The 12,245-nt window shown below is 72.2% G+C and carries 13 protein-coding genes; 9 read left to right on the top strand and 4 right to left on the bottom strand.

Translation table 11 applies throughout. The features are described from left to right. Window positions 1–7 precede the first annotated feature (7 nt). Together Asi03nite_RS05685 and Asi03nite_RS05680 are read right to left on the bottom strand one after the other, a co-directional pair. Window positions 8–1,150, bottom strand: coding sequence for a PP2C family protein-serine/threonine phosphatase (locus Asi03nite_RS05685; RefSeq protein ID WP_203677329.1), 1,143 nt, complete (start codon window positions 1,148–1,150; stop codon window positions 8–10). A gap of 161 nt (window positions 1,151–1,311) precedes the next feature. Then, entirely contained in the window at window positions 1,312–1,698 is a 387-nt protein-coding gene (locus Asi03nite_RS05680; protein ID WP_275409332.1) for an ATP-binding protein, read from the bottom strand. 135 nt (window positions 1,699–1,833) lie between these two features. Between Asi03nite_RS05680 and Asi03nite_RS05675 the strand changes: the two genes are divergently transcribed. Both Asi03nite_RS05675 and fgd read left to right on the top strand, forming a co-directional pair. Beyond that, on the top strand, window positions 1,834–3,693 hold the full coding sequence (locus tag Asi03nite_RS05675; RefSeq protein WP_203677327.1) for a sigma-70 family RNA polymerase sigma factor: 1,860 nt from the start codon (window positions 1,834–1,836) through the stop codon (window positions 3,691–3,693). Between the two features lie 10 nt (window positions 3,694–3,703). After that, window positions 3,704–4,702, top strand: a complete 999-nt coding sequence (fgd, locus tag Asi03nite_RS05670; RefSeq protein ID WP_203677326.1) for a glucose-6-phosphate dehydrogenase (coenzyme-F420) — start codon at window positions 3,704–3,706, stop codon at window positions 4,700–4,702. Window positions 4,703–4,741: 39 nt separating this feature from the next. On the opposite strand, the gene Asi03nite_RS05665 is transcribed toward fgd, so the two are convergent. Further along, window positions 4,742–5,920, bottom strand: a complete 1,179-nt coding sequence (locus Asi03nite_RS05665; protein WP_203677325.1) for a glycosyltransferase family 2 protein — start codon at window positions 5,918–5,920, stop codon at window positions 4,742–4,744. Window positions 5,921–6,118: 198 nt separating this feature from the next. Here Asi03nite_RS05665 and Asi03nite_RS05660 point away from each other — a divergent pair, with 198 nt between their 5' ends. From Asi03nite_RS05660 to Asi03nite_RS05635, 6 genes are all read left to right on the top strand, one after another. After that, window positions 6,119–6,310: a hypothetical protein gene (locus Asi03nite_RS05660; RefSeq protein ID WP_239102422.1), complete on the top strand. Its 192-nt coding sequence runs from the start codon at window positions 6,119–6,121 to the stop codon at window positions 6,308–6,310. Further along, window positions 6,307–6,963, top strand: a complete 657-nt coding sequence (locus Asi03nite_RS05655; protein ID WP_203677324.1) for an HAD family hydrolase — start codon at window positions 6,307–6,309, stop codon at window positions 6,961–6,963. Before Asi03nite_RS05660 ends, Asi03nite_RS05655 begins: the two co-directional genes overlap by 4 nt. 64 nt (window positions 6,964–7,027) lie before the next feature. Continuing rightward, the gene (locus Asi03nite_RS05650) at window positions 7,028–7,222 is read left to right on the top strand and encodes a hypothetical protein (protein WP_203677323.1); all 195 of its coding nucleotides are present in this window, start codon (window positions 7,028–7,030) and stop codon (window positions 7,220–7,222) included. A 48-nt stretch (window positions 7,223–7,270) separates the two neighbouring features. After that, on the top strand, window positions 7,271–8,926 hold the full coding sequence (locus Asi03nite_RS05645) for a sodium:solute symporter family protein (protein ID WP_203677322.1): 1,656 nt from the start codon (window positions 7,271–7,273) through the stop codon (window positions 8,924–8,926). Window positions 8,927–8,945: 19 nt separating this feature from the next. Further along, window positions 8,946–9,191 carry a hypothetical protein gene (locus Asi03nite_RS05640; protein WP_203677321.1) on the top strand — a complete coding sequence of 82 codons (246 nt, stop codon included), beginning with the start codon at window positions 8,946–8,948 and terminating at the stop codon, window positions 9,189–9,191. A gap of 89 nt (window positions 9,192–9,280) precedes the next feature. Continuing rightward, on the top strand, window positions 9,281–9,538 hold the full coding sequence (locus Asi03nite_RS05635; RefSeq protein ID WP_203677320.1) for a hypothetical protein: 258 nt from the start codon (window positions 9,281–9,283) through the stop codon (window positions 9,536–9,538). A 4-nt stretch (window positions 9,539–9,542) separates the two neighbouring features. Here Asi03nite_RS05635 and Asi03nite_RS05630 read toward each other — a convergent pair whose 3' ends face one another. Continuing rightward, entirely contained in the window at window positions 9,543–10,637 is a 1,095-nt protein-coding gene (locus Asi03nite_RS05630; protein ID WP_203677319.1) for a PQQ-dependent sugar dehydrogenase, read from the bottom strand. A 141-nt stretch (window positions 10,638–10,778) separates the two neighbouring features. On the opposite strand from Asi03nite_RS05630, the gene Asi03nite_RS05625 reads away from it, so the two are divergent. Beyond that, entirely contained in the window at window positions 10,779–12,236 is a 1,458-nt protein-coding gene (locus tag Asi03nite_RS05625) for an alpha/beta hydrolase (protein ID WP_203677318.1), read from the top strand. The last annotated feature ends 9 nt before the right edge of the window (window positions 12,237–12,245 follow it).

Raw genomic sequence — 12,245 nt, 5'->3', positions numbered from 1 at the left:
AAACAGATCAACGGCGCCAGTCCAGGCACACCGTGACCGCGTCGTCCTCCGGCTCGGCGCCGGAGTGAAACTCACGCAGGCCCCGCATCACCGTACCGACCGCCTCGGTGGCCGGTTGCAGCCTAGTCCGGCGCAACGCCGTGACCAGCGCGGACTCGCCGAACGTGACGCCTGCGCCGGGCGCGGCCGCGTGCACGCCGTCGCTGACCACGAGCAGCCGGTCGCCCGGCTCCAGCCGGAACCGCTCGATCTCGTAGCGCGCCTCGCCGAACATACCCAGCGGGAGCTGCTGCTCCAGCCGGACCTGGGTGATCTCGCCGCCCCGGCCGATCAGGCAGTGCGGGGAGCCCGCGTCGACCGCGTCCACCCAACCGCTGACCAGGTCGATCTCCAGGAGCAGGGTGGCCGCGTGCCGGCTGCCGCCGTACCGGGCGTGCAGCGCGTCCGAGGCGAGCTCGGCCTGCTCGACGATGTCGGCGCCGCAGCGGCGGGCGTTGCGCATGGCGTTCACCGCGGTCGCGGTGAGCAGGGCCGCGTCCATTCCCTCCCCGGCGCCGTTGAGCACGGTGACGGTGAGACGGTCGCCGTCCAGCGCCCAGTCGAAGTGGTCGCCGTGCACGTCGTACGCCGGTTCCAGCTGTCCGGCCAGCATGAACCGCTCGTCGCCGAGCGAGCGCCCGGGCAGCAGATCCCACTGCAGCTCGGCGGCCATGGTGGGCCGTTGCAGGCACTGCGCGGCGCGGTACCGGTCGGTCATCCGGTCGGCCGCGCGCAGGGCCACCGCCAGCTCGTCGGCGACGGTGCGAAGCTGGTCGGCCTGCTCCGGGTCGAGCCGGCCGGGCAGGTCGACCCGCAGCACCCCGAGCCGCTCGCCCCAGGCGGACAGCGGCAGGTACAGCCGGGCGCGGCCACTGATGTCGGTCTCGGTGCCCGGCCGCTGGCTGCCGAAACAGCGCATCGCTCCCGGGTCGCTGTCCGGCTCCGTTGGGCCGAGCAGCGGCGTGAGTCTTCGCAGGGTGAGATCGCTGACCAGCACCTCGACGTGATCGGCCGCGAAGTGCCGGCGCAGATGGTCGACCGCCACCTCCGGCAGGCGGTCGGGCGCCGAGGCGCGCAGCAGCGCTCCGACGGGCACCGGTTGGTCGGACACCTGAACTCCTCTCCGGGAACAATATTTGTTATACGGCAAATATTTGACCCGCGGGCAGCCCACCCCGCCGCACCGGCGGCGGGGTGGGCGGTCAGGCGAAGGGCCCAGACCGCCCGGACCAACCTCGTCCGCGACGCCGCACCGGCGGTGGGGACGAACAGTCAGGCGAAGGACTTCTCGAAGTGGATCAGTGATCCGGTCCGTGGGCTGGACTGCATCCGCACGTTCTCCGCCAGCGCGCGGATCAGGAGCAGGCCCCGGCCGTGCTCGCTGGAGGCGGTCGGCGTCGGCCCGGCCTCCAGGTCGAACCCGCTGCCGTTGTCGACCACGTCGATCGAGCAGTGGTCCTCGCCGACGTCCAGCCGGACCTCGAAGCCCTCCGCGCCGGCGGCGTGCTTCACCACGTTCGCGCAGGCCTCGCTGAGGGCGATCTCCAGATCGGCGCCGGCCTCCCGGTCCACCTCCAGGGTGGTCAGCGCGCAGCGCAGCAGGCGACGCACGGCGGGAACACTGTCCACCTCTCGGGGGAGATTGAGCCGAACCGACATCCGCATGCCGTTTGCTGTGCCCGATCACGTCATCCGTTAACCGTGCGAGGGACATCACGTGCCGGGTTCGTGTTATCCATGGAGCCCGCGCGCGTCTCCCTCCCTGGCGCCCGGCGCCGGATGAAAGGGCAGAAGATGGTGAACCAACCCGACACCGCCACGGTGCTCGCCGCGCGAGCCGGCGACCCGGCCGCGGTGGACCGGCTCGTGGCCGGTTACCTCCCGCTCGTCTACACCATCGTGGGCCGGGCCCTGGAGGGGCACGCCGACGTCGACGACGTCGTGCAGGAGACCATGATCCGGGTTCTGCGCAACCTCGGCGAGCTGCGCGAGCCGGAGGCGTTCCGGTCCTGGCTGGTGGCCATCACGGTGCGCCAGGTGCGCGACCGCTTCCGCAGCCGCCAGGTCGTCCCGGACGCGCTGCTCGACGCGGACCTGCGCGATCCGGGCGCGGACTTCACCGATCTGGCGATCACCCGCCTGGAGCTGTCCGGCCAGCGCCGGGAGACCGCCGAGGCGACCCGCTGGCTGGACGAGGAGAACCGCGAGCTGCTCTCGCTCTGGTGGCTGGAGGCCTCCGGCGAGCTGACCCGCGACGAAATCGTGGCGGGCACCGGCCTGGGCCGCCAGCACGCGGCGGTCCGCATCCAACGGATGAAGGGCCAGCTGGAGACGGCCCGGGCGGTGGTCCGGGCGCTGCAACGCAGCCCGCTCTGCCCGGAGCTGGCGGTGCTGATCGAGCCGTGGGACCACCGCCCCCACGCGCTCTGGCGCAAACGGATCGCCCGGCACACCCGTGAGTGCCGGCTCTGCGCCGCGGTCTGGCAGGACCTGGTGGCCGCGGAACGCCTGCTGACCGGCCTGGCGCTGATCGTGCCGCCGTCCGCCCTCACCGCGAAGCTGACGACCGGCGCCGCGGGCGCGACGTCCTACGCGGCGGCGTCCTCGGGCAAGGCCGCGGCCGGGGGCAAGGCGGCGGCCGGCAAACTGGCGGTCAAGGCCGGTGTCGGCGCGGCACAGAAAGCCCTGGTCACCGCGCTCGCGGTGAGCGTCGTCGGCGGGGGCGGCGCGGCCGTCTACGCGCTGCGTGCCGAGAACGACCCGGCCGCCCCGGCGCCGCAGGCGATCGTCGCGCCGGCACCCGCCACGAGCGGCACGACGGCTCCGCCCACACTCGCCCCGTCCTCGGCGCCGCCGACCACGTCACCGGCTCCCCGCCGTACCTCCGCATCGCCCAAGCCGGCCGTGCCGGCCAGGCAGACCTCGGCCAAGAAGGGGGTCGGCGTCTGGAAGTTCACCGGGTCGAAGGCGGCCCTCGAGGACGTCGGCGCCGCCTGGTACTACGACTGGGCCTCGCAGAACAACGACTTCCCCGGCCCGGCCGGTGTCGAGTTCGTACCGATGATCTGGGGCAGGCAGAACGTCACCGGCGCCGCCCTCGCGGAGGCCAGATCGGAGGGCGACACGCTGCTCGGCTTCAACGAGCCGGACCTGGCCGGGCAGGCGAACATGAGCGTCGAGGACGCGCTGACCGCCTGGCCGCAGCTGGAGGCGACCGGGATGCGCCTGGTCAGCCCGGCCGTGGCGTTCGGCGGTGACACCCCGGGCGGCTGGCTCGACCGCTTCCTGACGGGCGCGAGGTCCAAGGGGCTGCGGGTCGACGCGATCGCCCTGCACTGGTACGGCTCGGACTTCAGCGCCGCCTCGGTGAACCAGTTCCTCGGCTACGTCGACGCGGTGCACAAGCGTTACGGCAAGCCGATCTGGATCACCGAGTTCGGCCTGATGAACTTCTCCGGCTCGCCGAAGTACCCGAGCGACGCCCAGAAGGTTGCCTTCATCAAGGGCGCCACGGCCGGCCTGGAGAAGCGGTCGTTCGTCGAGCGCTACGCCTGGTTCGGCCTGCCGGCCGTGGGCGACAGCGTGGACTTCGGCCTCTACGAAGACGGGGACAGTCCCACCGAGGCGGGCAAAGCGTACCGCGCGGCGGGTTAGGCTCGGGTTCATGATTCGGTTCGGGTACAAGGCGTCGGCGGAGCAGTTCGCGCCGGCGGAACTGCTGAAGTACGGCATTCTCGCCGAGGAGCTCGGTTTCGACTCGGTCTTCGTCAGCGATCACCTGCAACCGTGGCGTCACGACGGCGGCCACGCCCCGGCCGCGTTGCCCTGGCTCGGGGCGCTGGCCGCCCGCACCGAGCGGGTGCTGCTCGGCACCAGCGTGCTCACGCCGACGTTCCGGTACCACCCGGCCGTGGTCGCGCAGGCTTTCGCCACGCTGGGCTGCCTCGCGCCGGGCCGCGCCGTGCTCGGCGTCGGCTCCGGCGAGTCGCTCAACGAGGTGCTGCTCGGCATGCGGTGGCCGGACGGCAAGGAGCGGTTCGCCCGCCTCAAGGAGGCGGTCCTGCTGATCAAGAAGCTGTGGGCCGAGGACCGGGTGACGTTCGAGGGGCAGTTCTACTCCACGAAGAACGCCACCATCTACGACAAGCCGGAACAGCCGGTGCCCATCTACATCGGCGCTTCCGGCCCGGCCGCCACCCGGCTGGCCGGCCGCATCGCCGACGGCTTCATCACCACCAGCGGCAAGGGCCACTCGCTCTACACCGACACGCTGCTGCCCGCGGTCGCCGAGGGCGCCGCGAAGGCCGGTCGCAAGATCGACGACCTGGACCTGATGATCGAGGTCAAGGTCTCCTTCGACGACGACCTCGACCGCGCCCGCAACGACACCCACTACTGGGGCGCGCTGGCCCTCTCCCCGGACGAGAAGACCGGCGTCGAGGACCCGGTCGAGATGCAGCGCCTGGCCGACGCCCTGCCGGTCGAGCGCACCACGACCCGCTGGATCGTCTCGTCGGACCCGGACGAGCACGCCGCGAAGGTCGCCGAATACCTCGACATGGGCTTCAAGCACCTGGTCTTCCACGCGCCGGGGCCGGACCAGGAGCGCTTCCTGCGCCTGTACTCGCAGGAGATCCTGCCGCGCCTGCGCGACCGCGCCTGACCGCGTCCGCCGCCCGGCTTCCGGCCGGGCGGCGGCGGTTCACCGGTCCAGGTCCGCCGGGGGCACCGCGCGCAATCCGGCGGTACGGGACGAGCCGTCCCCGGCGCCCTCCCCGTTGATCACGCGCAGGTTGGGCCGGCTCTGCACCCGGCGGCGTTCGGCGCCCACCTCGTGGCCGCGGTTGTCGCGCCACCGGCGGCGCACGGTCGTCGCGTCGCCCAAAGTCCGCCCGGCCGGCACGCGCGGCTCCCCGGCGCCCGGCGTGCGTCCGGCCGGCGGCCGGGGCTCCCCGGCGCCGCCACTGAGCCGCCGCGCGCCCTGCCGCCGCTCCACCCCGTTGTCGGTGCTCCGCCGGCCCAGCCCCGGCCCGTCCACCGGCTCGGCCCGCGACCCGGACCACGCCGGGTCCAGGCCGACCCGGCCGGTCATCGCCGCGCGGGCGCCGGCACCGGGGGTGATCGAGCCGGTGTCGGTGCCGGTGCGCCGGAGCCGCTCGGCCGCCCCGTCCCGCCGGGTCATCACCACTATGCTGTCCGGCGTCCCCACGGGAGCCGCCCGGCGCCGCGCGACGTATTCACCGGCCAGCGCCCGCGCCGCCTCCAGCAGCCCGGCCCGCGCCACCGGCCCGGTCCGCGGGTACGCCACCCCCGGCACCTCGGTCACGACCAGCCCGTTCAGCGCCGCCCGCACGGTGAGCAGCGGCTCGATCTCCGCGCCGTCCCCGCGCTGCGGCTCGACCCCGGCCACCGGTGGCAGCCCGACCGACCCGGCCACGTCGCGCCAGAACGCCCGGAACCCGAAGCCCGGGTCGCTGCGCCGGCAGCCGAAGAGCACCGCCATGAGCCAGAGCACGATCCGCGCGCCGGTCCGGGACATCCGGCCGCCGGACAGGTCGCGGCCCGCGCCGCGGAACCGGGTGCCCTGCGCCACGTCCGCGCCGTCCCGCAGCGCCCGGATGTAGCGGGGCAGCTCGGCCGGGTCGCACGCGCCGTCGCCGGGGAGCGTGACCACGACGTCCCCGGTGCTCGCGGCGACCCCGCAGGCCAGCGCGTTGCCGATGCCGGTACGGGTCTGCCGGATCACCCGCGCGGCGCGGGGCGCCGCCGGCGCTGTGGTGTCGTCGTCCCGGCCGACCACCACGATCACCTCGGCGACCGCGGGCAGGGCGGCGAGGAGAACCGGCAGGGCCGTGGTCCCGGCCGGGACGACGACGCTCACGGAAGGTGACTGCGATCGGAGTGGCGCGACGGGCATGAGTGGCGGCTCCCCAGGTCGGGTGCGGTGCTTGGGCACGAAGCTACCGGTCGGCAACCTGGTGGCAACTCGTCGGAACGGCGGATAGTGATCATCTCGACGGCTCGGGTCGGGTCGGTCGGGTGCGGTCACCGTCCGTACGAAACCGGTAGGGTTTGTCCCGTGATGCGACTCGGGCTGCACATTTCGAACTTCACCTGGCCGGACGGCCCCGCCAGGCTCGCGCCGACGCTCGCCGAGATCGCCTCGGCCGCCGACGAGGCGGGTTTCGAGCGGATCAGCGTGATGGACCACCTCTGGCAGATCGGGGTGGTGGGGCCGCCCGAGATCGTGCCGGCCGCGGAGGCGCTGTGAGCATCGAGGCGGTCGTCTTCGACCTGGACGGCGTGATCATCGACTCCGAGGAGGTCTGGGAGGAGGTCCGGCGGGGGTACGTGGCCGAGCACGGTCGCGCCTTCCTCCCGGACACCCAGGACCGGATGATGGGGATGAGCACCGCCGAGTGGTCCGCGCACCTGGCCGACGAGGTGGGCGTCCCGCTCCCGGCCGCCCGGGTGGCGGCCGACGTGCTGGACCGGATGGCGCGGCGCTACGAGCAGTCGCTGCCGCTGATCCCGGGCGCGGTGGAGACGGTCCGCGCGCTCGGCGAACGGTACCGGCTGGCGCTGGCCAGCTCGTCCGCCCGGGTCCTGATCGACAAGGTGCTGGAGACCGCCGGGCTGACCGCGGAGTTCGAGGTCACGCTCTCCACCGAGGAGGTGCCGCGCGGCAAGCCGGCCCCGGACGTCTATCTCACGGCGGTCCGTGCGCTGGGGCTGACGCCCGAGGTGTGCGCGGCGATCGAGGACTCCAGCAACGGGCTGCGCTCGGCCGGGGCGGCCGGGCTGGCCGTGATCGCCGTCCCGCACGGCGTCTACCCACCGGCGGAGGACGCGCTGGCCCAGGCCTCGCTGGTGGTCGACTCGGTCACTCGGGTCACCCCGGAGGCGGTCGCGGCGCTCCGCTGACGGCCCGGAGCGGAGCCGGCTGCCGCGCGTACGGCAGCGGTGCCGGTGCCCCTGCCCGCCGATCGTGGCGCCGCAGGCCGCGGCGCCGACCAGCGCGATCCGGCCGCGGGTCCACTCCGGCGTGTCCACCCGGCGGATCTGGTCGATCTCCGCGGCGCTGGCCGGCGTCGCCGCGCACGGCGGCCAGGATCAGGCGTTCGGCATCGGCCTGGTGCGCATTCTCGACGGTCTGGAGAGGTTGGTCACGACACGAGTGTGAAAAATCTTCAATCCGGGTAGGTCCGGGCCGAATCTTGGAGGTGGGCCCGTGAGCGGTCTCCGGCTCGACGTGAACTTCGTCGATTATCTGATCCTCGCGATCTATTTCATCACCGTTTTGGGCGTCGGGTTCATGGCCCGGCGGGCCATCCGAAACAGTTCCGACTTCTTCCTCTCCGGCCGGTCGATGCCGGCCTGGGTGACCGGCCTGGCGTTCGTCTCGGCCAACCTGGGCGCGCTCGAGATCATCGGCATGGCCGCGAACGGCGCGCAGTACGGCCTGATGACCCTGCACTACTACTGGGTCGGCGCGGTTCCGGCGATGGTCTTCCTCGGCATCGTGATGATGCCCTTCTACTACGGCTCCAAGGTCCGCAGCGTCCCGGAGTTCCTCCGGCGGCGGTTCAACCGGCCGACCCACGTGTTCAACGCGGTCAGCTTCGCGGTGGCCCAGGTGCTGATCGCCGGCGTCAACCTCTACGCGCTGGCGCTGATCCTGCAGGCGCTGCTGGGCTGGCCGCTGTGGCTGTCGATCGTGATCGGCGCGGCCATCGTGCTGATCTACATCACCCTCGGCGGCCTCTCCTCGGCGATCTACAACGAGGTGCTGCAGTTCTTCGTGATCCTGGCCGGCCTCATCCCGATCACGGTGATCGGCCTGGTCAAGGTCGGCGGCTGGAACGGCCTGGTGGAGAAGGTGCAGGCCAGCAAGATCGGTGACGCGGCGCTGCACACCTTCAGCAACACGGCGAACACCGACAACCCGCTGGGCGCGAACTGGATCGGGATCATCTTCGGTCTCGGCTTCGTGCTCTCGTTCGGGTACTGGACCACGAACTTCGCCGAGGTGCAGCGGGCGTTGAGCGCCAAGGACATGAGCGCCGCCCGGCGCACCCCGATCATCGGCGCCTTCCCGAAGCTGCTGATCCCGGTGGTGACCGTGATCCCCGGCCTGATCGCCCTGGTCACCGTGCAGGGACTGGGCGCCGGGGAGGGCGACCTGACCTACAACAACGCGATCCCGCTGCTGATGCGCGACCTGCTGCCGAACGGTGTGCTCGGGGTCGCGGTGACCGGCCTGGTGGCGTCGTTCATGGCCGGCATGGCGGCCAACGTGAGCGGCTTCAACACCGTCTTCACGTACGACATCTGGCAGTCCTACATCCGCAAGGACCGCCCGGACGGCTACTACCTGCGGGTCGGCCGGATCGCCACCGTCGTCGGCGTGGTGATCGGGATCGGCACCGCGTTCATCGCGGCCGGCTTCGACAACATCATGAACTACATCCAGGCGCTGTTCTCGCTGTTCAACGCGCCGCTGTTCGCCACGTTCATCGTGGGCATGTTCTGGAAGCGGATGTCCGCGTGGGCCGGCTTCTGGTCGCTGCTGCTCGGCTTCCTCGCCTCGCTCACGCTCTACCTGGGCTACCTGGGTGACGTCTTCACGTTCAACTCCGACCTGGAGGAGAGCTTCTGGGGCGCCGGCGCCGCGTTCGTCACCGCTGTGGTGGTGGCGGTCGTGGTCAGCCTGTTCACCCCGAGCAAGCCGGAGAGCGAGCTGCGCGGCCTGGTCTACGGCCTGGCCGGGTCGAGCACGTCGGGCGAGACGATCGTCGCCGCCGACAAGGTGTGGTGGCGCAACCCGGTGCTGCTCGGCGCCATCGCGGTGATCCTGGCCGTCGTCCTTTACATCCCCTTCTGGTGAGCGTGGGAGCGAGATCGGCATGAACCGACTTTTTGATGTCCGTGCGGTGATCGGCGGCATGTTCACCCTGTACGGGGTGATCGTCACCGTCCTGGGCCTGTTCGACAGCCCGTCCGAGATCGACAAGGCCCAAGGCGTCCGGATCAACCTGTGGATGGGGCTGGCCATGCTGGTCCTGGGGCTGCTCATGCTGCTCTGGCTGCGACTCAACCCGCTGCCGGCGCAGGAGCAGCCGGCCGAGGAGAGCGCGGACCGCGAGGCCTGATGTCCGCTCGGGTATGCCCCGGTTGCCTTCTCGGTGCACAGGGTCCTCATATCGTCAAGACAGGTACCCGTGCGGCCGAATACCGGGGCATGAAACCCCTCGCCTCAATCAGCAGCCTCGCCTCGTCCGGCGGTCAGCGCACCGCTGGCTGGCAGGCGCAACTCCGTGTCGACTACGTCGTCAACAAAGTGACCCAGACCCACCGTGGGCAGACCGAGGACCAGGTCAAGCAGGCTCTGCAGGACCAGTTGCGGGTCTTCGGCGTGGTCCCCAACGCGAAGCAGATGGCGATCTACGCGCAGGCCATCTCGGCCCTGCCCGAGCTTCCGCCGAACAATCACAGGTAAGGCGTCAGCGGGCCGGGAAGCGCAGGATCCGGTCGTCGCCGTCCCGGGGGTCGCCGCGGCCGTCGGTGTTCGAGGTGGTCAGCCACAGCGAGCCGTCGGCGGCCACGGCGACCGTGCGCAGCCGGCCGTACGTCCCGGTCAGTTCGGCCTTGGCCGTCCCGCCGCCGAGCGGCACCGTCCACAGCCGCTCACCCTTGAGAGCGGCCACGTAGAGCGTGCCGCCGGCGACGGCCGCCCCGCTCGGGGAGGCGTCGTCGGTGCGCCACTGCGCGATCGGGTCGGTGAACCGGGAGTCGCCGGCCCTGCCCTCCACCTCCGGCCACCCGTAGTTCTTGCCGGGCTGGATCAGGTTGACCTCGTCCCAGGTGTCCTGGCCGAACTCGATGCCGTACATCCGGCCCTGGCGGTCCCAGGCCAGGCCCTGGACGTTGCGGTGGCCCAGGCTCCAGACCGGTGAGCCCGGCCACGGGTTGCCGCTGGCCGGCTCACCCTCCGGCGTGAGCCGCAGGATCTTCCCGTTCGGATCGTCCCGGTCCTGCGCCTGCGGCTCCTGCCCGGCGTCGCCGGTGCCCACGTAGAGCATCCCGTCCGGGCCGAACGCGAGCCGGCCGCCGTTGTGCCGTGACCCCCGGTCCAGCCCCTTGAAGATCACCTCAGGGTCGCCACCGCTGAGCCGGAAGCGGACGATCCGGTTGTCGTCCTCCCCGGTGAAGTAGGCATACACCCAGTCCCCGCGGACCGCCAGCCCGAGCAGGCCACCCTCGCCGCCGGGCCGCACGCCGGGCACCGTGTACACCTTTTTCCGCTCCGTGCCGGGCCGCACCTGGAAGATCACGCCGGTCTGCCGCTCGGCGACCAGCGCGCTGCCGTCCGGCAGGAACGCCAGCCCCCACGGCACCTGGATCCCGGTGGCGACCGTCTCCGGGCTCGCGCCCAGGTCAGGCGTCCGCGGTGACCCGCTCGGAGCGGGCGCCGCCGAGGGGGCCGACGCCGGCGGCACCGGGTCGAGCGACGGCGTGGCGGTGGGCTCCCCGGTGGAGCAGGCGGTCAGCAGGACGGCCCCGGTTACCGCGAGGGCCAGGCGGGTGACTGTCGGCATGGATCAACCCTGCCACGTGGTTTCGGTGATGAATGCCCCATATGATGCACAATCGGGCATTCTGTGGAATCGTTGCGCAACAGCGGCCCACGATGGTGCGGCGCGGCCGAATCTCACCGCGCAGGGCGGAGTGGACAGGTTTTGCGTGCTTTACGACGGCCGGTCACGGCGGCGATCCTCACCCTTGCCACCCTGCTCGGGTTCGCCCGGCCGGCCCGCGCCGCCTCGGTGGTGACCTGGGCGGCGTGCCCGGAGGACGCGCAGGTGCAGTGCGGGCGGATGCGGGTCCCGGCGGACTGGGCCAATCCGTACGGGCCGTCGATCGAGCTGCAGATGGCCCGGCGAGCGGCGGCCGACCCGGCCCGCCGGATCGGGGTGCTGATCGTCAACCCGGGCGGTCCCGGCGCCTCGGCGGTCAACATGGCCCTGGACAGCGAGTTCTTCAGCCCCGAGCTGGAGAAACGGTTCGACATCATCGGGCTGGACCCGCGCGGGGTGGGCCGCAGCTCGCCGGTGCTCTGCTCCCAGGCCCTGGTCGACGCGAAACCGTCGCCGCTGGTCGGCACGGAGGCCGGTTTCCGCGCGCTGGCCGACTACAACCGCCGGCTGGCGGCCGACTGCACGGCCCGCAGCGGCCCCGTGGTGCAGCACGCCGACACCGCGGCCGTGGTCCGCGACGTCGAGGCGCTCCGCGTCGCGCTCGGCGAGCCGAAGATCAGCATCTTCGTGGCGTCCTACGGCTCGATGATCGGCGAGCTGTACGCCGAGAGCTACCCGGGCACGCTGCGCGCGGTGGTGCTGGACAGCGTGATGGACCACAGCGTGGACGTGGACGGGTTCCTGGCCCAGGAGACCGCTGCGGTGCAGGACTCGTTCGACGAGTTCGTGAAGTGGTGCGCCCGGGACACCCGGTGCGTGCTGCGCGGGCAGGACATCACCGCGCTCTGGGCCTCGCTGATGCGGCAGGCGGCGGCCGGGACCCTGGTGGACCCGTACGACCCGCCGGCCCGGCTCGGCGTCTGGGAGCTGATCTCCGCCGCGTTCAGCGCCTTCTACGACCCGCAGTGGTTCTCGTTCGCGCACTACCTGCAGGACGCCTCCCGACCCGTGGCGCCGCCCACCGGCCGCCGGGCGGCGCCACCTGTCGAGCTCACGCCGAACAGCTTCCCGGCGGTGTTCTGCGGGGACTGGTCGCTGCCGGTGGGCGACTTCGCGGCGTACCGGCGCAGGCTCGACGCTCTGGCCCGGGTCGCGCCGCAGGTCCGCGCCTCGCCGATCGCGCTGTCCGCGGCCGCCGGCTGCGTCGGCTGGCCGTCGCCGCCGGGCAGCCCGCAGCGCCGCCTGAGCCCCGCGAAGCTGCCGACGCTGCTGGTCAACGCGGTGCACGACCCGGCCACCGGGTACGCCTGGGCGCAACAGGTGGCCGGCCAGCTGGGGCCGTCCGCGCGGCTGCTCACCTACCAGGGCTGGGGGCACGTGGCGTACACGCACAGTCCCTGTGTCAAGGCCGCGGTCGAGAGCTACCTGCTCGATCTGCGGCTGCCCCCGCCCGGAACCACCTGCCCGGCCGTGGAACCCGAGCCGTTCGGTATCGGATGATCGCCGCAG

The sequence above is a fragment of the Actinoplanes siamensis genome, from assembly GCF_016862395.1.
Taxonomy (GTDB): Bacteria; Actinomycetota; Actinomycetes; order Mycobacteriales; family Micromonosporaceae; genus Actinoplanes; species Actinoplanes siamensis.
The sequence above is the reverse complement of the archived record's forward strand: the minus strand, read 5'-3'. Positions and strand labels throughout refer to the sequence as shown.